Raw genomic sequence first — 19,934 nt, 5'->3', positions numbered from 1 at the left:
ATTACTCCTCAACCTTGACGAGGTAATGAACCGTATTGATCAGGCCACGCACCTGCGGGCTGTCCTTCAGTTCACGCACATCGTTCAGCTTATTCAGGCCCAACGCACGCACCGACAGGCGGTGACGCGACTGGGTTCCACGCAGGCCACGCACCAGGCGCACCTTCACGGTCTTGTTGGTGTCCTTAGCCATGGTTGAGCTCCTCCACCTTCTTGCCGCGCTTGGCCGCAACGCGTGCCGGCGACTGCACTTCCGACAGACCCTTCAGGGTCGCACGGACCAGGTTGATCGGATTACGCGAACCGACAGCCTTGGCCAGCACGTTCTTGACGCCAACCGCTTCCAGCACAGCGCGCATGGCGCCGCCTGCGATGACGCCCGTACCTTCCGAAGCCGGCTGCATGTAGACGCGTGCTGCGCCATGGCCCGACTTGACGGCATGCCACAAGGTGCCGTTGTTCAGATCGACAGTGGCCAGATTCTTGCGCGCCTGCTCCATCGACTTCTGGATGGCAACCGGCACTTCGCGCGCCTTGCCATAACCGAAACCGACCTTGCCCAGACCATCGCCGACCACGGTCAGCGCGGTGAAGGTGAACTGGCGACCGCCCTTGACCGTCTTGCTGACGCGATTGACCGCGACCAGCTTTTCGATCATGCCATCGTCGACTTTCTCTTCGCGGTTACGGTCGCGATCACGACCCCGCGGTGCACGTTCTTCTGCCATCTTGATTCCTTGATTGATTGAGTATGTACGGCTCGAAGCCGCTTATGGTTGTGAAGTGAAGCGGTGTTCCCGGCACCGTTGCAAAAGAACGGGACGGTCCGGCATCTCCCTGCCGGCGGTATCGCGAAGGTGGTCGATGACCACCTCCGCAGCAGTGCTTTAGAACTGCAGGCCACCTTCGCGCGCAGCGTCGGCAAGCGCCTTGATGCGGCCGTGGTAGCGGTAGCCCGAGCGGTCGAATGCGACCTTCTCGATGCCCGCAGCCTTGGCGCGCTCGGCGATCAGCTTGCCGACCTTGGCGGCCGCATCGCTGTTCTTGCCGTTCTTCAGGCCATCCTTGACGTCGGCCTGCAGGGTGTTCGCAGCAGCGATCACCTTGGAGCCGTCGGCAGTGAAGACCTGCGCATACAGGTGTTGACCGGTGCGCAGCACCGACAGGCGGGCAACGCCGAGCTCACGGATGTGCGCACGGGTGGACTTGGCGCGACGCAGACGGGCGATGTTCTTGTTGATGCTCATGATATTTATCCTACGAAAGCTGAAGGAAAACAGGCTTGTACATTGAAAAGTCCGGCCATTGATGGCCGGGCTCCTCGCAGAGGGACCTGCCTTACGCCTTCTTGGCTTCCTTGCGAATGATGACTTCACCGGCGTACTTCACACCCTTGCCCTTGTAGGGCTCCGGCGGACGGAAACCGCGAATCTTGGCGGCAACTTCGCCGACGCGCTGCTTGTCGGCGCCCTGGACCACAATTTCGGTCTGGGTAGGAGTCGACAGCGTGATGCCTTCCGGCGCCACGAACACCAGCGGGTGCGAGAAACCGAGCGCCAGGCTCAGGTCCTTGCCCTGCATGGCAGCACGGTAACCGACGCCGACCAGCTCGAGCTTGCGCTCGAAGCCTTCGGAGACGCCCTTGACCATATTGGCCAGGATGGCGCGCACGGTGCCGGTGAGGGCGATCTGCGACGGATCGTTAGCCGACAGCGTGGCAACGTCGCCATCGATGGCGATTTCGACACCAGCCGGCTTGGGCAGGGTCAACGTGCCCTTCGGGCCCTTGACGCTGACCAGCTCAGGCTGGACCTTGAGTTCAACACCCTTCGGGAGGGAGACAGGCTTCTTGGCTACACGGGACATGTTCGATTCCTTCCCTTAGGCCACGAAGCACAGAACTTCACCACCAACGCCGGCTTCGCGAGCCTGCGCATCGGTCATGATGCCCTTCGACGTGGAGATGATGGCGATACCCAGGCCACCGAGGACCTTGGGCAGCTCGGTCTTGCCGCGGTACTGGCGCAGACCCGAGCGCGAAAAACGCTTCAGGGTCTCGATGACCGGGCGGCCTTCGAAATACTTCAGCACGATTTCCAGTTCCGCCTTGTTGTTTTCGGTCTGGGTCACGCGCAGGTCGGTGATGTAACCCTCGTCCTTCAGGACCTGGGCGATCGCAACCTTAATCTTGGACGACGGCAATTTCACCGTCTGCTTACCAACCGCGGCCGCATTCTTGATGCGAACCAGCAGGTCGGCGATGGGATCAGTCATGCTCATGTGAGTACCTTTGAGTGCACCGATATCCGCTTTCGCGAAAATCTTGTGTTTTCCTGGGGACGGGCCAGGACCCTTGACGCCATGCCAAGCCCGAACGGGCAAGACAGAAGCGGAAGTATACGACAAAAGAGCCCGACTTGCGTCGGACTCTCTTGTTGAACAGAACCATCCTGTTCAAATCCGGCCGCGAACGGCCGGAATGCTGTTACCAGCTCGCCTTACGCAGGCCCGGAACGTCGCCGTTCATCGTGGCCTTGCGCAGCATGTTGCGACCCAGACCGAACTTGCGGTAGACACCGCGCGGACGACCGGACAGCTCGCAACGGTTGCGATAGCGGCTCGGCGACGAATCGCGCGGCAGCTTCTGCAACTTGGTCGACGCTTCGATCTTCTCTTCGTAGGACGCATCCTGACTGGAGAGGATCTTCTTCAGCGCATCACGCTTGCCGGCGAATTTCTTCGCCAGCTTTGCACGCTTGATGTCGCGGTGGATCATGGAGGTCTTTGCCATTTCGGATGTCCTCGACGGTCAGTTACGGAACGGGAACTTGAACGCTGCCAGCAGCGCCTTCGCTTCCGCATCCGTCTTGGCGGTGGTGGTGATGGCGATATCCATACCGCGAATCGCGTCGACGGCGTCGAAGTCGATTTCCGGGAAGATGATCTGTTCCTTCACACCCATGTTGAAGTTGCCACGACCGTCGAAGGAGCGACCGGACACACCACGGAAGTCGCGCACGCGCGGCAACGAGATGTTGATCAGGCGATCCAGGAACTCGTACATCTTGGCGCGACGCAAGGTGGTCTTGCAGCCGATCGGCCAACCGTCACGGATCTTGAAGGATGCGACCGAAACGCGCGACTTGGTGACCACCGGCTTTTGACCGGAGATCTTGGCCATGTCGGCGACCGCATTTTCCAGGATCTTCTTGTTGGTAGCGGCTTCGCCCACGCCCATGTTGAGCGTGACCTTGACCAGCTTCGGCACTTCCATCGGATTGGTGTAGCCGAATTCCTTCATCAGGGCCGGCACCACGTTTTCCTTGTAAAACTTTTCGAGACGAGTGTTCATGATCTCATTCCTCAGGCGTCGAGCGCCTCACCGCTGGAGCGGAACACACGCAGTTTGCGTCCATCCTCCAGCACCTTGAAGCCAACGCGCTCGCCCTTGCCCGTTGCCGGGTTGACGATATTGACGTTGGAGATATGGATCGACGCTTCACGCTCGACCACGCCGCCGGCAACGCCTGCCTGCGGGTTCGGCTTGGTGTGGCGCTTGATGACGTTGGCGTTGGAGACGATCACGCGATCGCCCTCCACACGCACCACTTCACCCTGCTTACCCTTGTCCTTGCCGGTGTTGATGACGACCTGGTCGCCCTTCTTGATACGGTTAGCCATGTGTATGTCCTCCGCTCACAGCACTTCGGGAGCGAGCGAGACGATCTTCATGAACTTCTCGGAACGCAGCTCGCGCGTCACCGGCCCGAAGATGCGGGTCCCGATCGGCTCCTGCTTATTGTTCAACAGCACAGCGGCGTTGCCATCGAAGCGGATCAGCGAACCGTCGGGACGGCGCACACCCTTGCGGGTACGCACCACGACGGCGTCGTAGACTTCGCCCTTCTTGACCTTGCCACGCGGAATGGCGTCCTTGACGGTCACCTTGATGATGTCGCCAATGTGTGCGTAACGGCGCTTGGAGCCGCCCAGCACCTTGATGCACATCACTTCCTTGGCACCCGAATTGTCGGCGACATCGAGGTAGCTCTGCATCTGGATCATGATTCAGATCTCCCTTATTCGGCCGAACGGGTGACGATTTCCACCACCCGCCAGTTCTTGGTCTTGGACATCGGAGCAATCTCGGTCACACGCACGACGTCGCCTTCGTTGCAGGCATTGTCGGCGTCGTGTGCGTGCAGCTTGGTCGAGCGCTTGATGTACTTGCCGTACAGCGCATGCTTGACCTGGCGCTCCACCAACACGGTGACCGTCTTGTCCATCTTGTTGCTGACGACACGGCCTTCGACCGTGCGCAGCGTTTGCTTTTCGTTATTGTCGCTCATCGCGGCCGTCCTTACTTGGTGCTGCCGAGCAGGTGCTTGACGCGAGCAATCTCGCGGCGCACCCGGCGGGTTTCGTGGGTCTTCGGCAGCTGGCCGGTGACCTGCTGCATACGGAGCGAGAACTGCTCCTTACGCAGATCGGTCAGGTGGGCCTTCAATTCGTCAGCCGACTTCTCGCGGAGTTGTTTGATATCCATCAGCGCACCGTCCGGGTCACGAAAGTGGTGGTCACCGAGAGCTTGGCAGCGGCAAGGCGAAACGCCTCACGTGCGGTCTCTTCGGGGATTCCCTCGATTTCATAGATCATGCGGCCCGGCTGAATCTGCGCGACCCAGTACTCCACGTTGCCCTTACCGGAGCCCATGCGGACTTCGATCGGCTTCTTGGTGATCGGCTTGTCGGGGAACACACGGATCCACATCTTGCCGCCCTTCTTGACGTGGCGGCTGATCGTGCGGCGTGCTGCTTCAATCTGGCGTGCGGTCAGCTGACCGTGCGCCGTGGCCTTGAGGCCGTACTCGCCGAAGCTGACGGCGTTTCCGCTCCATGCCAGGCCGTCGTTACGGCCCTTGTGCATCTTGCGATATTTGGTTCGCTTGGGTTGCAACATTGCCGTTACCTCGCTTCACGAGCCGGGCGCGACGGGCGGTCACCACGGTCGCCGCGATCGTTACGATCGTTGCGCGGGCTGTCGTCCTGCTTTTCCTGGCCAACCTGAGAGAAGTCGAAGACTTCGCCCTTATAGATCCAGACCTTGATGCCGATGATGCCGTACGTCGTGGACGCCTCGGCAAAACCGTAATCAATGTCGGCACGTAGCGTGTGCAGCGGCACGCGGCCTTCGCGGTACCACTCCGAACGGGCAATTTCTGCACCGTTGAGGCGGCCAGCCACATTGACCTTGATGCCCAAGGCACCCAGGCGCATCGCGTTACCGACCGAGCGCTTCATTGCACGGCGGAACATGATGCGACGCTCAAGCTGCTGCGCGATCGACTCGGCGACCAGCTGCGCATCCAGCTCCGGCTTGCGCACTTCGGTGACGTTGATGTGCGCCGGAACGCCCATCAGCTGGCTCACTTCCTTGCGCAGCTTTTCGATGTCCTCGCCACGCTTGCCGATCACCACACCCGGACGGGCGGTGTGAATGGTCACGCGGGCGGTTTTGGCAGGGCGCTCGATCAAGATCTTGCTGACACCTGCCTGCGCGAGCTTCTTGCGCAGCATTTCACGCACTTTCAGGTCGGCTGCCAGATAGGAGGCGAACTCGGCCTTGTTTGCGTACCACTTGGAATTCCAGTCCTTGGCGATGCCGAGGCGGATTCCAGTCGGATGAACTTTATGACCCATGGTCTTTTCCTTTCCGCTTACTTGGCGGCGCCCACAACCACAGTGATGTGGCTGGTGCGCTTGAGGATGCGGGTACCGCGGCCTTTCGCCCGCGCCATGAAACGCTTCAGGGAGGGACCTTCATCAACCATGATGGTCTTGACCTTCAGCTCGTCGACATCCGCGCCCTGATTGTTCTCGGCATTGGCGATCGCCGACTCCACCACCTTTTTGATCAGGTGTGCAGCCTTCTTGTCCGAGAACTTCAGCAGATTGACCGCACGTTCGGCGGACAAACCACGCACCTGGTCAGCGACCAGGCGGGCCTTCTGCGGGGAGATGCGCGCGGTGCGCAGGATTGCTTTCGCTTCCATCGTCATCTCTCCTTACCTGCCCGACTTCTTGTCGCCACCGTGACCCTTGAAGGTCCGGGTGACGGCAAATTCGCCGAGCTTGTGGCCGACCATATTCTCGTTGACGAGCACCGGAATGTGGTTCTTGCCGTTATGCACGGCGATGGTGATGCCTACCATTTCAGGCAGGATCATCGAACGGCGCGACCAGGTCTTGATCGGCTTCTTGCTACCCGCAGCGGACTCCACCTTCTTTGCAAGGTGGTGATCGACGAACGGGCCCTTCTTAAGTGAACGTGCCATGGTCGATTAGCCCCTACGATCGCGGACGATGAACTGCTGGGTGCGCTTGTTCTTGCGCGTCTTGTAACCCTTGGTCGGAACACCCCACGGGGTGACCGGATGCGGATTACCCTGACCAGCCTTCGCTTCACCACCACCGTGCGGGTGATCGACCGGGTTCATGGCCGCACCGCGAACGGTCGGACGAACACCGCGCCAACGCTTGGCGCCGGCCTTGCCCAGCTTCTCAAGGTTGTGCTCGTCGTTGCCGACTTCGCCGATGGTGGCGCGGCACTCGACCGGCACCTTGCGCATTTCGCCCGAGCGCAGACGCAGCGTGGCATAGATGCCTTCGCGAGCGACCAGCTGGACGGCTGCACCGGCGGCACGTGCGATCTGAGCGCCCTTACCCGGCTTCAGCTCGATACCGTGAACCGTCGTACCGACCGGGATGTTGCGCAGCGGCAGCGTGTTGCCGGTCTTGATCGGTGCGTTGGCACCGGCAATGACCTGGTCGCCGGCCTTCAGGCCCTTGGGGGCGATGATGTAGCGGCGCTCGCCGTCGACGTAGCACAGCAGGGCGATATGAGCGGTACGGTTCGGATCGTATTCGATCCGCTCCACACGCGCCGGAATGCCTTCCTTGTTGCGCTTGAAGTCGATGATGCGGTAGTGCTGCTTGTGGCCACCACCGACGTGACGCACGGTGATGCGGCCGTGGTGGTTACGACCACCGGACTTGCTCTGCGAGTCGAGCAGCGCCGCGTGCGGTGCGCCCTTGTGCAGATCGGGAGTAACCACGCGCACGGCGGAACGACGGCCGGGAGAGGTGGGTTTGAACTTCATCAATGGCATGGGATGGACCTCAGGCCTTGGCCGTTACGTCGATGGACTGACCATCAACCAGGCGGACGTACGCCTTGCGCCAATTGCCGCGGCTGCCAGCACGGTTACGGAAGGACTTGCTCTTGCCCTTGACGTTGACCACGTTGACTGCCTTGACCTTGACGTCGAACAGCTGCTCAACCGCGGCCTTTACATCGGCCTTGGTGGCTTCGTTCGAAACTTCGAAGACATACTGGTTGGAAATTTCCTGCAGGCGCGCGGTCTTTTCGGAGACTCGCGGAGCACGCAGCACGCTGAAGATTTTTTCGTTGCTGCTTTTTTCGTTGCTGCTCATGCCAGCCACTCCTCGACCTTCTTGACCGCGTCGGCGGTGATCACGACCGTATCGGCCCCGACCAGAGCGACCGGATCCAGACCCTGCACGTCACGCACCTGCACATACGGCAGATTGCGAGCGGACAGATACAGGTGCTCGGAAGCCTCTTCGGTAACGATCAGCGGGCGCTTGCCCACTTCCAGCCCCTTGAGCTTTTCGATCAAGCCCTTGGTCTTGGTCGCTTCGAGGTCGAACGCGTCGACGATCATCAGACGACCCTGACGGTTCAGCTCGGAGAAGATCGCGCAGATGGCCGCACGGTACATCTTGCGGTTGACCTTCTGCTCGAAGCTGCGCGGCTTGGCCGCGAAGGTCACGCCACCGCCGACGAAGATCGGAGCCGTCAGCGCGCCATGACGCGCACCGCCGCCCTTCTGCTTTTTCGACTTCTTGGTCGTGCCCGCAACTTCCGAACGCGTCTTCTGTGCCTTGGTACCGGCGCGACCGGCATTGCGATAAGCGACAACGACCTGGTGAACCAGATCTTCGCTGAATTCGCGACCGAACACGGCATCGGAGACCGAGACCTTGTTGTTGCTACCCGTGATAACGAGTTCCATCGTCATCTCTCCTTATGCCTTGCTCGCCGGACGGACGATCACATCGCCACCAGCTGCGCCAGGCACGGCGCCGCGGATAGCAATCAGACCACGCTCGACGTCGACCTTGACCACTTCCAGGTTCTGCGTGCTTTGCTGCACTGCGCCCATGTGGCCCGACATCTTCTTGCCCGGGAAAACGCGACCCGGGGTCTGGCGCTGACCCAGCGAACCCGGCGCGCGATGCGACAGCGAGTTACCGTGGGTTGCATCGCCCATACGGAAGTTGTAGCGCTTGATGGTGCCCTGGAAACCCTTACCCTTGGTGACGCCCTGGACGTCGACCTTCTGGCCGACCTCGAAGATGTCCGCCTTGATTTCGCCACCGACGGCGAAATCGCCGAGCTGGGCATCTTCAACACGGAATTCCCACAGGCCGCGACCCGCTTCCACCTTCGCCTTGGCGAAGTGGCCTGCAGCCGGCTTGTTGACCAGCGCGGCACGACGGGCGCCAACGGTGACCTGCACGGCGCTGTAGCCGTCAACTTCGACGGTCTTGATCTGCGCGATGCGGTTCGGAGTTGCTTCGATCAGCGTGACCGGTACCGAGCGGCCATCTTCAGTGAAGACGCGGCTCATACCAGCCTTGCGGCCCACGAAGCCCAACGAATATTTCTTCGTCATGGTCGTAGTCCTCAGGTCAACTTGATCTGGACGTCGACGCCAGCCGCGAGCTCGAGCTTCATCAGCGCGTCCACGGTCTTGTCGTTCGGGTCGATGATATCGAGCACACGCTTGTGCGTGCGGGTTTCGTATTGGTCACGAGCATCTTTGTCAGCATGCGGGGATACGAGGATGGTGTAACGTTCGATCTTGGTCGGCAACGGGATCGGGCCACGCACTTGCGCGCCAGTCCGCTTAGCCGTTTCGACGATCTCGCTGGCCGAACGGTCAATCAAGCGATGATCGAACGCCTTCAGCCGGATACGGATCTTCTGATCCGCCTTCTGACCGGTCTTTTGCTCCGCCATGACGGTGGGTTCCTTCGTTAAAAGAGCGACGGGCAAGGCCTCTGGGATACCTGCCCCGATATTCCTGACGTTGATGAAATCGCCGCGCATCCTGCTGGCGAGGGCATTTCCTCCGCCCAAAAACTGAGGCAGCCCGGTAACCCGGCCTGCCCAGGCGGAAAAGTATAATGCGCAACAAGAGCACGGTCAACAACGTGAGAGTTGTTGAGTGCTCCATGCAACGCGACCTTCCCGGTCTGGCGAACACGAGCGGCATCCTGCCGTTCTTTTCGCTGTAACTCAGCGCCCTACCCAGGGACACCGAGCCGCGCATTCTAGCGGCTCACCTCCGCTCCTGCAAGCGCGCTACTCTGATCCGGAGCTAGCCGGGTAGCAGCTGTGACGCATAAACCCGCCCCGGACACCGCCTTTGTCGGGGCGCTAGTCCGGACTGACCAAACTCAGGGCCGAGAATCAAACACGCCGGACATGGACAATCGCCGGAGTATAGGGCCTTGGTTCCAGGCAATATCGGACCCCAGCGGCGTTGCCGGGATACTGCAGTGATCGTTGCAAGGCTCTACTTTGCCAACGCGTTTGCATCACCGGTGTGCTGTTGCAGGCAAAGCCTGCCACGACTGCAGCAATGCTGCTTCCGAAGATGGCCCTGCAGATAACACCTAAGCAGCACGCCCCCGATCCGCCCGGTGGCAGGGTGTCGACCACCGGCAAGAATCCGCCCACTACACTGGGAACGCCATCCATATCGAACTCACCAAAGACGTCCGTATCCGCGCAAGCGGCGCGCCATTTGACGGCGCTGATGCTAGACCGTATCGCGGTGGACGCTTCCGGTCTCAGCGACATCGACGGCCCCACCGGCGCTTATCGGGTCGACCTCCGTCGCGGACCGGATTACCGACAGCTGCAAAGGCGGCATAAGGTAGACGTATCAACCAATACAAGTAACCAACCTTTCTTTCCCACCCGGCCTCGTCCTTGCAGGATTTCCCCACCGGACACCCCCTATGCCCCGGCACCCTCTCTTGTTTTGCGGCCTACTACTCTTCGGACTCGTCGCCCCGCCTTCCCGCGCTGCCGGCAACGATGGCAAGGCCTGCTCGCGTGCGTTGCACCAGACGTTTACTACCTCCGCCAGCGCGACCACGTTGCCGGTGGCATGCGCGCACATCGGTCCGCTCGCACTTGGAATGCGCAAGCAACAGGTACTGGCCGCGCTAGGGCAGCCTGACGTTACCCACACCGATGCGGTGGATCCGAACAGACTCAGCCTGCTGTATCTATACCCGCGCGACATCAAAGCACAGCTGGCGCAGCATCCGCGTCGAGCTGGCACCCTCGTGCAAGGCGAGCTGGCGGTGGGATTGCGCAATGACCGTGTCAGCAACCTGATCGCCTTCGCCGATCAGAGGGCGCCCCCGCCCTTCCATCTACTCGGCCATCCGGTCGGCACCCAGATCAACCGCATCCTCCAAACCATCGGCGGCAGCCCGCAATGGAATGCCAGCCGCGATTACGTCCAGTTCTCCGCCATGCCACTGGCCATTGACGTGGACCCGGACACTTTGGCCATCGTCGGGCTGAACATCGCAACCACCAAACAGGAGCTGGACAATTTCGAATTGCCCGGCCTGAATCTGCTCAAGAACCCGACAAGGGGCTTGATCAACGGCATTCGCTGAATGTTGCCGGCATCTGCGCGCCATGCCGCCTTACGTCATGACAGCCGGTTCGCCAATCCGCAATCATGCCTCCGATGCGACTTGCTCACGCACCATCTGCCCACCCGACGCAGCGTTATGAGTGGGGCAGGCGCCTGTTTTCTTCATCTCTCTCTTTGCATCGGCAAGCGCATTCTCGCGCCAGGCAGGGTCCCCGCCAACACGTGTACAAAGAAAAAGGCCGGCTCTCGCCGACCTTTTCTTTTCCAGCGACACGGCAGCCGAAGCTGCCGTGCTGCAGGTGTTGCTTACTTGATGATCTTGGCAACCACGCCGGCACCGACGGTACGACCGCCTTCACGGATGGCGAAGCGTAGACCTTCGTCCATTGCGACCGGGTTGATCAGGGTCACGACCATCTTCACGTTGTCGCCCGGCATCACCATCTCCACACCTTCCGGCAGCTGGCAGGCGCCAGTGATGTCGGTGGTGCGGAAGTAGAACTGCGGACGGTAGCCCTTGAAGAACGGGGTATGACGGCCACCCTCGTCCTTGGACAGCACGTAGACTTCGGCTTCGAACTCGGTGTGCGGCTTGATCGAACCCGGCTTGCACAGCACCTGGCCGCGCTCGACGTCGTCACGCTTGGTGCCGCGCAGCAGCAGACCGGCGTTGTCGCCTGCCTGACCCTGGTCCAGCAGCTTGCGGAACATTTCCACGCCGGTGACGGTGGTCTTCTGCGTGTCGCGGATACCGACGATTTCGATTTCGTCGCCCACCTTGATGATGCCGCGCTCGATACGACCGGTCACCACGGTACCGCGACCGGAGATCGAGAACACGTCTTCGACCGGCATCAGGAACGGACGGTCCACGTCGCGGGTCGGCTCCGGAATGAACGAGTCCAGCGCCTCGACCAGCTTCAGGATCGCCGGCACGCCGATGTCGCTCTGATCGCCGTCCAGCGCCAGACGCGCCGAACCGTGGATGATCGGGGTGTCGTCGCCCGGGAAGTCGTACTTGCTCAGCAGTTCGCGCACTTCCATTTCGACCAGCTCGAGCAGCTCGGCGTCGTCGACCATGTCGGCCTTGTTCAGGAACACCACGATGTGCGGCACACCGACCTGACGCGAGAGCAGGATGTGCTCACGGGTCTGCGGCATCGGGCCGTCAGCGGCCGAGCACACCAGGATCGCGCCGTCCATCTGCGCTGCACCGGTGATCATGTTCTTGACGTAGTCGGCGTGGCCGGGGCAGTCAACGTGCGCGTAGTGGCGGGTCGGGGATTCGTATTCGACGTGTGCGGTCGAAATCGTGATGCCGCGCGCCTTCTCTTCCGGCGCCGCGTCGATCGCGTCGTACGCCTTGAACTCACCACCGAAACGCTCGGCACCGATCTTGGTCAGCGCAGCGGTCAACGTGGTCTTGCCATGGTCAACGTGACCGATGGTGCCGACGTTCACGTGCGGCTTGGTGCGCTCGAATTTAGCTTTTGCCATGACTAACTACCTCTAATTGAAAAATTTGTGAGAAGCGGCTGAGCGAACTCAGCCCTTCTTGGTGACGGCGTCGGCGATGTTGGCCGGTGCCTCTTCGTAGTGGTCGAACTCCATCGAGAACGTCGCACGGCCCTGGCTCATCGAGCGCAGCGAAGTGGCGTAACCGAACATTTCACCCAACGGGATCATCGCGTTGATGATCTTGCCCGACGGGCTGTCGTCCTGACCCTGTAACACGCCACGACGGCGGCTCACGTCGCCCATCACGTCACCCAGGTAATCCTCCGGGCTGACGATTTCGACCTTCATGATCGGCTCCAGCAACACCGGGCTGGCTTTCGCGAAGCCCTGCTTGAACGCCATCGATGCAGCCAGCTTGAACGCCATTTCCGAGGAGTCGACGTCATGGTACGAGCCGAACACCAGCTTGACCTTCACGCCCACCACCGGGAAGCCGGCGATCGGACCACTGGTGATCGTTTCGCGCAGACCCTTTTCGACCGAGGGGATGAATTCCTTCGGAATGATGCCGCCGGTGATGTCGTTGATGAAGAGGAAATCGTCCTTGACGTTCTCGCTCTTGCGCTCTTCCTCGGTCATCGGCGACAGCTCGATCACGACGTGACCGTACTGACCCTTACCACCGGACTGCTTGGCGTGCTTATAGTCAGACTTGACGTCGGACTTGCGGATCGTTTCGCGGTAGGCCACCTGCGGCTTGCCGACGTTGGCCTCGACATTGAACTCGCGACGCATGCGGTCGACGATGATGTCCAGGTGCAACTCGCCCATGCCCGAGATGATGGTCTGACCGGATTCTTCGTCGGTCTTGACGCGGAACGAGGGATCTTCCTGCGCCAGACGGCCCAGGGCCATGCCCATTTTTTCCTGGTCCGACTTGGTCTTCGGCTCCACCGCCATCGAGATCACCGGCTCCGGGAACACCATGCGCTCCAGGGTGATGATCTTGTCCTGCGCACACAGCGTGTCGCCGGTGGTGACATCCTTCAGACCCACGGCAGCGGCGATGTCGCCCGCGCGCACTTCCTTGATCTCTTCGCGATTGTTGGAGTGCATCTGCAGGATGCGGCCCACGCGCTCCTTCTTCGACTTGACCGGGTTGTAGACCTGGTCGCCGGAGTTCAGCGTGCCCGAATAGACACGGAAGAACGTCAGCGAGCCCACGAACGGGTCGGTCATGATCTTGAACGCCAACGCCGAGAACGGCGCGGTATCGGTGGCAGCGCGCGTGTCTTCCTTCTCGTCTTCGTCGATACCCTGCACCGGCGGACGGTCAGCCGGCGACGGCAGCAAGTGCACGACGCCGTCGAGCATGGCCTGCACGCCCTTGTTCTTGAACGCCGAGCCGCAGAACACCGGCACGATCTCCACCTTCAAGGTGCGCTCGCGCAGACCCGACAGGATCTCCTGTTCGCTCAGGTCGCCCTCGTTGAGGTACTTGTCCATGAGGTCTTCGCTGGCTTCTGCAGCCGCTTCGACCATGAACGAGCGTGCCTCGGTCGCGACATCGACCAGGTCGGCCGGAATATCGCGGTATTCGAAGGTGGTGCCCTGCGATGCGGTATCCCAATGGATCGCCTTCATCTTCAGCAGGTCGACCACGCCCTCAAAGCCGTCTTCGGCGCCGATCGGCACCTGCATCGGCACGGCGTACGCACCCAGACGGGCCTTCAGCTGCTCAACGACCTTGTCGAAGTTGGCACCGGTACGGTCCATCTTGTTGACGAAGGCCATGCGCGGCACGGAATACTTGTTGGCCTGGCGCCACACGGTCTCGGACTGCGGCTGCACGCCACCGACGGCGCACAGCACGAACACCGCACCGTCGAGCACGCGCAAGGAGCGCTCCACTTCGATGGTGAAGTCGACGTGCCCGGGGGTGTCGATGATGTTGAAGCGGTGCTGCGGCATGGACTTGTCCATACCCGACCAGAACGCGGTAGTCGCAGCGGAGGTGATGGTGATACCACGCTCCTGCTCCTGCTCCATCCAGTCCATCACTGCAGCGCCGTCATGGACTTCGCCGATCTTGTGACTCACACCGGTGTAGAACAGGATGCGTTCGGAAGTGGTGGTCTTGCCGGCATCGATGTGGGCCATGATGCCGAAGTTGCGGTAACGCTCGATAGGGGTGGTGCGGGCCACGGGGAGCCTCTCAATTTCTTGGATTTCGGATGGCCGAACGCCGCCTTTCGGCGGCCTTCGGATTGGATGCGACGCAACATGCGTCGCAAACAGCACTCATATGGTGCTGAAGGGCCCCGTTACCAAGGCCCCCGAGGTCACCAGCGGTAATGTGCGAACGCCTTGTTCGCCTCCGCCATACGGTGGGTCTCTTCGCGCTTCTTGATCGCGCCGCCGCGGCTTTCCGAGGCGTCCAATAGTTCTGCAGCCAGCTTACGCGGCATGGTGTTCTCGCCACGCTTGCGCGCGGAATCGATCAACCAGCGCATTGCCAGCGCCATGCGACGGGAGGAACGCACTTCGACGGGCACCTGATAGGTAGCACCACCGACGCGACGCGATTTAACTTCGACAGCCGGGGCCACGTTGTCCAGTGCCTTCTGCACCAGTTCGATGGCATTCGGATTCTTTTCGCCAATGACGTCCATTGCGCCATAGACAATTTTCTCAGCAACCGACTTCTTGCCACTCTGCATCACCATATTGATGAAGCGGGCAATGGTTTCGCTGCCATGCTTTGGATCTGGCAGGACGGTGCGCTGCGGAGTAGAACCTTTACGGGACATTTGAGTATTTCCTTAGCTCTTCGGGCGCTTGGCGCCGTACTTGGAACGGCCTTGACGACGCTTGGCGACGCCGGCGGCGTCCAGCGAACCACGGACGGTGTGATAACGCACACCGGGAAGATCCTTGACGCGGCCACCGCGAATCAGGACCACGGAGTGCTCCTGCAGGTTGTGACCTTCACCACCGATGTAGCTGATGACCTCTTCCTGGTTGGTCAGGCGCACCTTGGCGACTTTACGCAGGGCCGAGTTCGGCTTCTTCGGGGTAGTGGTGTAGACGCGTGTGCAGACGCCACGGCGCTGCGGACACTTGTCCAGTGCCGGAGAGGCACTCTTGTAGGTGGTCGCTTGCCGAGGCTTGCGGACCAGCTGGTTGATCGTCGTCATCAGTTGATTCTTCTGATTGATAGGCCGAGACGGCCTGCACGAAAACAAAGGCAGGCCGAGACCGGCCCACCGAGACAGAGAAGTATAGCTGGCAGGATGAAACTCCGTCAACTTCACGAAATCTGAACCTGCTGGCCCATCCAAGGCCGGAAAACGGAGGGCCTCCTGCCCTCCTTTTCGCTTGGCTTACGACGGTCTTGCGACCGCCGTCGGAGCGCTTACTCCTCGTCCGCGCCAGCGTCGGCCACTGCAGCGACCGGTTCGGCGGCTGCCGGCTTGCCCGACAGCGTTTCCATTTCCGAGTCGGTCAGACCCGAGGCCTTGCGACGTCCGGCGTGATACGCCAGACCCGTACCGGCCGGGATCAGGCGACCCACGATCACGTTTTCCTTCAGACCGCGCAGGTTGTCGCGGGTGCCGCGGACGGCCGCCTCGGTCAACACGCGGGTGGTTTCCTGGAACGATGCCGCCGAGATGAACGACTCGGTGGCCAGCGACGCCTTGGTGATACCCAGCAACACCGGATCGTACTTGGCCGGCAGTTCGTTGCGCTTGACCAGGCGGGCATTTTCCTCGATGACGCGCTGGCGCTCGACCTGCTCGCCGTTGAGGAACTTGCTGTTGCCCTGGTCAACGATCTCGACCTTACGCAGCATCTGGCGCGTGATCACCTCGATGTGCTTGTCGTTGATCTTCACGCCCTGCAGGCGGTACACGTCCTGGATTTCCTTGACCAGGTATGCGGCCAGCGGTTCGACACCCAGCAGGCGCAGGATGTCCTGCGGACTCGGCTCGCCGTCCACCACGGTCTCGCCCTTGGTCACGTGTTCACCTTCGAACACGATGATCTGGCGGTACTTGGGAATCAGCTCTTCGTGTTCCGAACCATCGGTGTCCTTGATGATCAGGCGCTGCTTGCCCTTGGTGTCCTTACCGAAGCTGATGATGCCCGAGCGTTCGGCCAGGATCGCCGGATCCTTCGGCTTGCGTGCTTCGAACAAGTCGGCAACGCGCGGCAGACCACCGGTGATGTCGCGGGTCTTGGACGCTTCCTGCGGGATCTTGGCCACCACGTCGCCCACGCCGACGGCAGCGCCGTCCTGCAGGTTGACGATGGAGCGCGGCGGCAGCAGGTACTGGGCCGGCAGATCCGTATTCGGAATCGTCAGGTCGTTGCCCTTGGCATCGACGATGCGCACGATCGGGCGCAGTTCCTTGGCCTGTGCACCGCGACGCTTCGGGTCGGTGATTTCACGCGACGCCAGACCGGTCAGCTCGTCGGTCTTCTCGATGACGGTGACGCCGTCGACGAAGTCGATGAAGCGGATGAAACCGGCCACTTCCGACACGATCGGGTGGTTATGCGGATCCCAGTTGGCAACGCTCTGCCCGGCCTTGACCGCATCGCCGTCTTTGGCGGTGATGGTCGCGCCGTACGGCAGCTTGTAACGCTCGCGCTCGCGGCCATGGCCATCGAGCACGGATAGTTCGCCAGAACGCGAGACCGCAACCAGCGAACCGCTGGCATGCGCCACCGACTTGAGGTTGTTGAACTTCACCGAACCGGTGGTCTTGACGGTGATGTTGTCCACCGCAGCAGCACGCGATGCCGCACCACCGATGTGGAACGTACGCATGGTCAGCTGGGTACCCGGCTCGCCGATCGACTGCGCGGCGATGACGCCGACCGCTTCGCCGATGTTGACCTGGTGACCACGTGCGAGGTCGCGGCCGTAGCAACGTGCGCACACGCCGAACGAGGATTCGCAGCTGATGGTCGAACGCACCTTCACCGACTGCACGCTGGCGTCTTCGAGCTTGGCCACCCAGGCTTCGTCGAGCAGCGTGTTGCGGGTGACGATCGGCTCTTCGTCGTTGCCCGGCAGGTACACGTCCTCGGCCACCACGCGGCCCAGCACGCGCTCGCGCAACGGCTCGACCACGTCGCCGCCTTCCACGATCGGGGTCATGATCAACCCTTCGGTGGTGCCGCAATCGATTTCGGTGATCACCACGTCCTGCGCCACGTCGACCAGGCGGCGGGTCAGGTAACCGGAGTTCGCCGTCTTCAGCGCGGTATCGGCCAGACCCTTACGGGCACCGTGGGTGGAGTTGAAGTACTCCTGCACGTTCAGACCTTCGCGGAAGTTCGCCTTGATGGGCGTCTCGATGATCGAGCCGTCCGGACGCGCCATCAGGCCGCGCATGCCGGCCAGCTGACGGATCTGCGCCTGGCTACCACGGGCACCGGAGTCGGCCATGATGTACAGCGAGTTCATCGACTTCTGGTCGATGGTCTCGCCCTTGGCGTTCTCGACCTTTTCGGTACCGATGGTGTCCATCATCGCCTTGGCGATGCGCTCACTGGTACGCGACCAGATGTCCACGACCTTGTTGTAGCGCTCGCCGGCGGTGACCAGGCCCGACTGGTACTGCTCCTGGATTTCCAGCACTTCGGCTTCTGCCTCGGTGAGGATGCCCTTCTTCTCGTCGGGGATCAGCATGTCGTCGATACCGATCGACACGCCGGCGCGGGTTGCGTAGGCGTAGCCGGTGTACATCAGCTTGTCGGCGAACACGACGGTGTCCTTCAAGCCCAGCAGACGGTAGCTGGAGTTGATCAGACGCGAGATGTTCTTCTTGGTCATCTCGGTGTTTGCCAGCTGGAACGGCAGGCCTTCAGGCAGGATTTCGCTCAGCAGCGCACGGCCGACCGTGGTGTCCACGATCGAGGTGCCGCTGCTGCGCTTGCCGCCGGCTTCCACGTCCACCTGGGTGATGCGCACCTTGACCTTGGCGTGCAGTTCGACCACGCGGTTGTCGTAGGCGCGCTTCACTTCGCTGGTGTTGGCGAACACCATGCCCTCGCCCTTCTTGTTCTCCAGGGCGCGGCTCATGTAGTACAGGCCCAACACCACGTCCTGCGACGGCACGATGATCGGCTCGCCGTTGGCCGGCGACAGGATGTTGTTGGTGGACATCATCAACGCACGCGCTTCCAGCTGGGCTTCCAGCGAGAGCGGCACGTGGACGGCCATCTGGTCGCCGTCGAAGTCGGCGTTGAAGGCAGTACACACCAGCGGATGCAGCTGGATGGCCTTGCCTTCGATCAACACCGGTTCGAACGCCTGGATGCCCAGACGGTGCAGGGTCGGCGCACGGTTCAACAGCACCGGATGCTCGCGAATCACCTCTTCCAGGATGTCCCAGACTTCGGCTTCTTCGCGCTCGACCAGCTTCTTGGCGGCCTTGATGGTGGTGGCCAGGCCACGACGCTGCAGCTTGGCGAACACGAACGGCTTGAACAGCTCGAGCGCCATCTTCTTCGGCAGGCCGCACTGGTGCAGCTTCAGGTACGGACCGACGGTGATGACCGAACGACCGGAGTAGTCCACGCGCTTGCCGAGCAGGTTCTGACGGAACCGGCCCTGCTTGCCCTTGATCATGTCGGCCAGCGACTTCAGCGGACGCTTGTTGGTGCCGGTGATGGCACGGCCGCGACGGCCGTTGTCCAGCAGCGCATCGACCGATTCCTGCAGCATGCGCTTTTCGTTGCGCACGATGATGTCCGGCGCATTGAGCTCGAGCAGGCGACGCAGACGGTTGTTGCGGTTGATCACGCGGCGGTACAGATCGTTCAGATCCGAGGTCGCGAAGCGGCCGCCATCCAGCGGCACCAGCGGACGCAGGTCCGGCGGCAGCACGGGAAGCACGGTCATGACCATCCACTCCGGACGGTTGCCCGATTCCAGGAAGGCTTCGATCAGCTTGATGCGCTTGGTGAGGCGCTTGAGCTTGGTTTCCGAACCGGTGCTGGCGATTTCTTCGCGCAGGCGGGTCATTTCCGACTGCAGGTCGATCGTGCGCAGCAGCTCGTACACCGCCTCGGCGCCCATGGCGGCGTCGAAGTCGTCGTTGTACTCCTGGCGTGCGGTCAGGTACTGCTCTTCGGTCAGCAGCTGGCGGCGCTCGAGCGGGGTCAGGCCCGGCTCGGTGACGACATAGGCTTCGAAGTACAGCACGCGCTCGATGTCACGCAGGGTCATGTCCAGCATCAGGCCGATGCGCGACGGCAGCGACTTGAGGAACCAGATGTGCGCGACCGGCGAGGCCAGGTCGATGTGACCCATGCGCTCGCGACGCACCTTGGCCAGGGTGACTTCGGTGCCGCACTTTTCGCAGACCACGCCACGGTGCTTCATGCGCTTGTACTTGCCGCACAGGCACTCGTAGTCCTTGATCGGTCCGAAGATGGCGGCGCAGAACAGGCCGTCACGCTCGGGCTTGAAGGTACGGTAGTTGATGGTTTCGGGCTTCTTCACTTCGCCGTAGGACCACGAACGGATCAGGTCCGGCGACGCCAGCGCGATCTTGATCGCGTCGAAATCCAGCGTCTGGCGCTGCTGATTGAAGAGGTTGAGCAGGTCTTTCATTTGATATCTCCGGGTCGGAGGAATTTCGTATCTGAGATGAAACCGAGGGCGTTACGTTCCGGATCCCGGCAGCGCATT

General features: G+C 61.5%; 26 protein-coding genes. 1 reads left to right on the top strand and 25 read right to left on the bottom strand.

The window, feature by feature from the left end; all coding sequences use genetic code 11:
* Position 1: 1 nt before the first annotated feature.
* The 20 genes from rpmD to rpsJ form a co-directional block, all read right to left on the bottom strand.
* The gene (gene rpmD, locus ACCQ15_RS04945) at positions 2 to 193 is read right to left on the bottom strand and encodes a 50S ribosomal protein L30 (RefSeq protein ID WP_003486678.1); all 192 of its coding nucleotides are present in this window, start codon (positions 191 to 193) and stop codon (positions 2 to 4) included.
* Positions 186 to 728: a 30S ribosomal protein S5 gene (gene rpsE, locus ACCQ15_RS04940; protein WP_003486682.1), complete on the bottom strand. Its 543-nt coding sequence runs from the start codon at positions 726 to 728 to the stop codon at positions 186 to 188. Before rpsE ends, rpmD begins: the two co-directional genes overlap by 8 nt.
* 159 nt (positions 729 to 887) lie before the next feature.
* Complete coding sequence (gene rplR / locus ACCQ15_RS04935; RefSeq protein WP_003486684.1) at positions 888 to 1,247, bottom strand: 50S ribosomal protein L18; 360 nt, start codon at positions 1,245 to 1,247, stop codon at positions 888 to 890.
* 91 nt (positions 1,248 to 1,338) lie between these two features.
* Entirely contained in the window at positions 1,339 to 1,866 is a 528-nt protein-coding gene (gene rplF / locus ACCQ15_RS04930; RefSeq protein WP_031421274.1) for a 50S ribosomal protein L6, read from the bottom strand.
* A 15-nt stretch (positions 1,867 to 1,881) separates the two neighbouring features.
* Positions 1,882 to 2,280, bottom strand: a complete 399-nt coding sequence (gene rpsH, locus ACCQ15_RS04925) for a 30S ribosomal protein S8 (RefSeq protein ID WP_003486688.1) — start codon at positions 2,278 to 2,280, stop codon at positions 1,882 to 1,884.
* A gap of 205 nt (positions 2,281 to 2,485) precedes the next feature.
* Positions 2,486 to 2,791: a 30S ribosomal protein S14 gene (gene rpsN, locus ACCQ15_RS04920; protein WP_008571667.1), complete on the bottom strand. Its 306-nt coding sequence runs from the start codon at positions 2,789 to 2,791 to the stop codon at positions 2,486 to 2,488.
* A gap of 18 nt (positions 2,792 to 2,809) precedes the next feature.
* The gene (gene rplE, locus ACCQ15_RS04915; RefSeq protein ID WP_008571668.1) at positions 2,810 to 3,352 is read right to left on the bottom strand and encodes a 50S ribosomal protein L5; all 543 of its coding nucleotides are present in this window, start codon (positions 3,350 to 3,352) and stop codon (positions 2,810 to 2,812) included.
* Positions 3,353 to 3,363: 11 nt separating this feature from the next.
* Positions 3,364 to 3,681, bottom strand: a complete 318-nt coding sequence (gene rplX / locus ACCQ15_RS04910) for a 50S ribosomal protein L24 (RefSeq protein ID WP_008571669.1) — start codon at positions 3,679 to 3,681, stop codon at positions 3,364 to 3,366.
* A gap of 15 nt (positions 3,682 to 3,696) precedes the next feature.
* The gene (gene rplN / locus ACCQ15_RS04905; protein ID WP_003486699.1) at positions 3,697 to 4,065 is read right to left on the bottom strand and encodes a 50S ribosomal protein L14; all 369 of its coding nucleotides are present in this window, start codon (positions 4,063 to 4,065) and stop codon (positions 3,697 to 3,699) included.
* Positions 4,066 to 4,079: 14 nt separating this feature from the next.
* Positions 4,080 to 4,349, bottom strand: a complete 270-nt coding sequence (rpsQ, locus tag ACCQ15_RS04900) for a 30S ribosomal protein S17 (RefSeq protein ID WP_003486701.1) — start codon at positions 4,347 to 4,349, stop codon at positions 4,080 to 4,082.
* An 11-nt stretch (positions 4,350 to 4,360) separates the two neighbouring features.
* On the bottom strand, positions 4,361 to 4,546 hold the full coding sequence (rpmC, locus tag ACCQ15_RS04895) for a 50S ribosomal protein L29 (RefSeq protein ID WP_003486703.1): 186 nt from the start codon (positions 4,544 to 4,546) through the stop codon (positions 4,361 to 4,363).
* Positions 4,546 to 4,959 carry a 50S ribosomal protein L16 gene (gene rplP / locus ACCQ15_RS04890; protein WP_003486706.1) on the bottom strand — a complete coding sequence of 138 codons (414 nt, stop codon included), beginning with the start codon at positions 4,957 to 4,959 and terminating at the stop codon, positions 4,546 to 4,548. The genes rpmC and rplP overlap by 1 nt, the downstream gene beginning before the upstream one ends.
* A gap of 5 nt (positions 4,960 to 4,964) precedes the next feature.
* The gene (gene rpsC / locus ACCQ15_RS04885) at positions 4,965 to 5,699 is read right to left on the bottom strand and encodes a 30S ribosomal protein S3 (protein WP_008571670.1); all 735 of its coding nucleotides are present in this window, start codon (positions 5,697 to 5,699) and stop codon (positions 4,965 to 4,967) included.
* Between the two features lie 17 nt (positions 5,700 to 5,716).
* Positions 5,717 to 6,052 (bottom strand): 50S ribosomal protein L22, encoded by a 336-nt coding sequence (gene rplV / locus ACCQ15_RS04880; RefSeq protein ID WP_003486710.1) that lies wholly within the window; start codon positions 6,050 to 6,052, stop codon positions 5,717 to 5,719.
* Between the two features lie 12 nt (positions 6,053 to 6,064).
* Positions 6,065 to 6,334: a 30S ribosomal protein S19 gene (rpsS, locus tag ACCQ15_RS04875; RefSeq protein ID WP_005917128.1), complete on the bottom strand. Its 270-nt coding sequence runs from the start codon at positions 6,332 to 6,334 to the stop codon at positions 6,065 to 6,067.
* A 6-nt stretch (positions 6,335 to 6,340) separates the two neighbouring features.
* Positions 6,341 to 7,168 (bottom strand): 50S ribosomal protein L2, encoded by an 828-nt coding sequence (gene rplB, locus ACCQ15_RS04870; protein ID WP_003486715.1) that lies wholly within the window; start codon positions 7,166 to 7,168, stop codon positions 6,341 to 6,343.
* A 10-nt stretch (positions 7,169 to 7,178) separates the two neighbouring features.
* Positions 7,179 to 7,493 (bottom strand): 50S ribosomal protein L23, encoded by a 315-nt coding sequence (rplW, locus tag ACCQ15_RS04865; protein WP_014089487.1) that lies wholly within the window; start codon positions 7,491 to 7,493, stop codon positions 7,179 to 7,181.
* Complete coding sequence (gene rplD / locus ACCQ15_RS04860) at positions 7,490 to 8,095, bottom strand: 50S ribosomal protein L4 (RefSeq protein ID WP_005917124.1); 606 nt, start codon at positions 8,093 to 8,095, stop codon at positions 7,490 to 7,492. The genes rplW and rplD overlap by 4 nt, the downstream gene beginning before the upstream one ends.
* A 12-nt stretch (positions 8,096 to 8,107) precedes the next feature.
* Positions 8,108 to 8,758, bottom strand: a complete 651-nt coding sequence (rplC, locus tag ACCQ15_RS04855; protein ID WP_005917121.1) for a 50S ribosomal protein L3 — start codon at positions 8,756 to 8,758, stop codon at positions 8,108 to 8,110.
* Between the two features lie 11 nt (positions 8,759 to 8,769).
* Positions 8,770 to 9,105 carry a 30S ribosomal protein S10 gene (gene rpsJ / locus ACCQ15_RS04850; RefSeq protein ID WP_008571672.1) on the bottom strand — a complete coding sequence of 112 codons (336 nt, stop codon included), beginning with the start codon at positions 9,103 to 9,105 and terminating at the stop codon, positions 8,770 to 8,772.
* Between the two features lie 1,007 nt (positions 9,106 to 10,112).
* Here rpsJ and ACCQ15_RS04845 point away from each other — a divergent pair.
* A complete protein-coding gene (locus ACCQ15_RS04845) occupies positions 10,113 to 10,787 on the top strand; it encodes a secreted signal peptide protein (protein WP_372381270.1) in 675 nt (224 codons plus the stop codon).
* A gap of 287 nt (positions 10,788 to 11,074) precedes the next feature.
* On the opposite strand, the gene tuf is transcribed toward ACCQ15_RS04845, so the two are convergent.
* From tuf to rpoC, 5 genes are all read right to left on the bottom strand, one after another.
* Entirely contained in the window at positions 11,075 to 12,265 is a 1,191-nt protein-coding gene (tuf, locus tag ACCQ15_RS04840; RefSeq protein WP_003486726.1) for an elongation factor Tu, read from the bottom strand.
* Between the two features lie 48 nt (positions 12,266 to 12,313).
* Positions 12,314 to 14,431 carry an elongation factor G gene (fusA, locus tag ACCQ15_RS04835; RefSeq protein ID WP_008574200.1) on the bottom strand — a complete coding sequence of 706 codons (2,118 nt, stop codon included), beginning with the start codon at positions 14,429 to 14,431 and terminating at the stop codon, positions 12,314 to 12,316.
* Between the two features lie 137 nt (positions 14,432 to 14,568).
* Positions 14,569 to 15,036 (bottom strand): 30S ribosomal protein S7, encoded by a 468-nt coding sequence (gene rpsG, locus ACCQ15_RS04830; RefSeq protein WP_005917592.1) that lies wholly within the window; start codon positions 15,034 to 15,036, stop codon positions 14,569 to 14,571.
* 12 nt (positions 15,037 to 15,048) lie between these two features.
* Entirely contained in the window at positions 15,049 to 15,423 is a 375-nt protein-coding gene (rpsL, locus tag ACCQ15_RS04825; protein ID WP_002811712.1) for a 30S ribosomal protein S12, read from the bottom strand.
* Positions 15,424 to 15,641: 218 nt separating this feature from the next.
* Positions 15,642 to 19,856, bottom strand: a complete 4,215-nt coding sequence (gene rpoC / locus ACCQ15_RS04820) for a DNA-directed RNA polymerase subunit beta' (protein ID WP_011346539.1) — start codon at positions 19,854 to 19,856, stop codon at positions 15,642 to 15,644.
* Between the last annotated feature and the right edge of the window lie 78 nt (positions 19,857 to 19,934).

This window comes from Xanthomonas sp. NCPPB 1754 (genome assembly GCF_041475725.2).
Classification (GTDB): domain Bacteria; phylum Pseudomonadota; class Gammaproteobacteria; order Xanthomonadales; family Xanthomonadaceae; genus Xanthomonas; species Xanthomonas euvesicatoria.
Note: the sequence above shows the minus strand (reverse complement) of the source record. Positions and strands in the feature narration are given on the sequence as shown.

Coding starts and splice junctions, on each gene's coding strand:
- rpmD (WP_003486678.1), bottom strand. CDS start 193: ATGGCTAAGGACACCAACAAGACCGTGAAGGTGCGCCTGGTGCGTGGC.
- rpsE (WP_003486682.1), bottom strand. CDS start 728: ATGGCAGAAGAACGTGCACCGCGGGGTCGTGATCGCGACCGTAACCGC.
- rplR (WP_003486684.1), bottom strand. CDS start 1,247: ATGAGCATCAACAAGAACATCGCCCGTCTGCGTCGCGCCAAGTCCACC.
- rplF (WP_031421274.1), bottom strand. CDS start 1,866: ATGTCCCGTGTAGCCAAGAAGCCTGTCTCCCTCCCGAAGGGTGTTGAA.
- rpsH (WP_003486688.1), bottom strand. CDS start 2,280: ATGAGCATGACTGATCCCATCGCCGACCTGCTGGTTCGCATCAAGAAT.
- rpsN (WP_008571667.1), bottom strand. CDS start 2,791: ATGGCAAAGACCTCCATGATCCACCGCGACATCAAGCGTGCAAAGCTG.
- rplE (WP_008571668.1), bottom strand. CDS start 3,352: ATGAACACTCGTCTCGAAAAGTTTTACAAGGAAAACGTGGTGCCGGCC.
- rplX (WP_008571669.1), bottom strand. CDS start 3,681: ATGGCTAACCGTATCAAGAAGGGCGACCAGGTCGTCATCAACACCGGC.
- rplN (WP_003486699.1), bottom strand. CDS start 4,065: ATGATCCAGATGCAGAGCTACCTCGATGTCGCCGACAATTCGGGTGCC.
- rpsQ (WP_003486701.1), bottom strand. CDS start 4,349: ATGAGCGACAATAACGAAAAGCAAACGCTGCGCACGGTCGAAGGCCGT.
- rpmC (WP_003486703.1), bottom strand. CDS start 4,546: ATGGATATCAAACAACTCCGCGAGAAGTCGGCTGACGAATTGAAGGCC.
- rplP (WP_003486706.1), bottom strand. CDS start 4,959: ATGTTGCAACCCAAGCGAACCAAATATCGCAAGATGCACAAGGGCCGT.
- rpsC (WP_008571670.1), bottom strand. CDS start 5,699: ATGGGTCATAAAGTTCATCCGACTGGAATCCGCCTCGGCATCGCCAAG.
- rplV (WP_003486710.1), bottom strand. CDS start 6,052: ATGGAAGCGAAAGCAATCCTGCGCACCGCGCGCATCTCCCCGCAGAAG.
- rpsS (WP_005917128.1), bottom strand. CDS start 6,334: ATGGCACGTTCACTTAAGAAGGGCCCGTTCGTCGATCACCACCTTGCA.
- rplB (WP_003486715.1), bottom strand. CDS start 7,168: ATGCCATTGATGAAGTTCAAACCCACCTCTCCCGGCCGTCGTTCCGCC.
- rplW (WP_014089487.1), bottom strand. CDS start 7,493: ATGAGCAGCAACGAAAAAAGCAGCAACGAAAAAATCTTCAGCGTGCTG.
- rplD (WP_005917124.1), bottom strand. CDS start 8,095: ATGGAACTCGTTATCACGGGTAGCAACAACAAGGTCTCGGTCTCCGAT.
- rplC (WP_005917121.1), bottom strand. CDS start 8,758: ATGACGAAGAAATATTCGTTGGGCTTCGTGGGCCGCAAGGCTGGTATG.
- rpsJ (WP_008571672.1), bottom strand. CDS start 9,105: ATGGCGGAGCAAAAGACCGGTCAGAAGGCGGATCAGAAGATCCGTATC.
- ACCQ15_RS04845 (WP_372381270.1), top strand. CDS start 10,113: ATGCCCCGGCACCCTCTCTTGTTTTGCGGCCTACTACTCTTCGGACTC.
- tuf (WP_003486726.1), bottom strand. CDS start 12,265: ATGGCAAAAGCTAAATTCGAGCGCACCAAGCCGCACGTGAACGTCGGC.
- rpsG (WP_005917592.1), bottom strand. CDS start 15,036: ATGTCCCGTAAAGGTTCTACTCCGCAGCGCACCGTCCTGCCAGATCCA.
- rpsL (WP_002811712.1), bottom strand. CDS start 15,423: ATGACGACGATCAACCAGCTGGTCCGCAAGCCTCGGCAAGCGACCACC.
- rpoC (WP_011346539.1), bottom strand. CDS start 19,856: ATGAAAGACCTGCTCAACCTCTTCAATCAGCAGCGCCAGACGCTGGAT.